An 810-nucleotide genomic window follows, 5' to 3' on the forward strand; every position below is an offset into this window, starting at 1 on the left:
AAATAAATTAAAAGATATTGGAAGAGAATTACCTAATAATTATTCGATTCATACTGTTGATATTTCAAAATTAAGTGATGTAAAAAGAGTATTTGATTCAATCACTCTAACGTATGGCCAAATTGATTTATTATTTAATAATGCTGGAGTAGGTTCATTTGATTTAGCAGAAGAATTAAGTGAAGAAGATATACATAATATGATTGATATTAATTTAAAAGGTACGATCTTTTGTTCACAGGAAGTGCTTAAACAAATGAAAAAACAAAATAGTGGTACGATTGTTAACATCGTTTCAACAGCAGGTTTAATTGGAAAGGCTACAGAATCTGTTTATTGCGCAAGCAAATTTGGCGTAAAGGGATTCACTGAAAGTTTAGTTGTTGAATTAACTGGAACACCTATTTCTGTTTTTGCAGCATATATGGGTGGAATGAATACAGATTTTTGGTCAGGAATTTTTGATCAAGACAAAACATCTAAAATGATGAATCCAAACGATATTGCAGAAATTATTATGGATAATATTAAACCACGTAAAAACATTGCAATCCCTGAAATTATTATTAAAAATGTAAAATAATTTAATAGAATGACTACCTTTCCATAAACTATTTAGGATTTCAATGCTTAAATAGATGAAGGAGAAAAGTAAATGAAAAAATCTAAATCAGCAAATAGTAAAGTAAATAATCATCAAAATTTAGATGAACTTTTACTTGAGGATCTTAATACAGCGGACGATATTCCGATCGAATGGCTGCCAAAAGATGAGCCAATTACGAAAACAATGTCATATAAACAATCAGA

General features: G+C 28.6%; 1 protein-coding gene. It reads left to right on the forward strand.

The genetic code is table 11. The features are described from left to right. Positions 1–583, forward strand: a 583-nt coding sequence (locus tag V7056_RS04745; protein ID WP_499699761.1) for an SDR family oxidoreductase, incomplete at its 5' end; no start/stop codon positions are given. Between the last annotated feature and the right edge of the window lie 227 nt (positions 584–810).

Origin of the sequence: Bacillus sp. JJ664 (genome assembly GCF_036962205.1) — a bacterium.
Taxonomy (GTDB): domain Bacteria; phylum Bacillota; class Bacilli; order Bacillales; family Bacillaceae_G; genus Gottfriedia.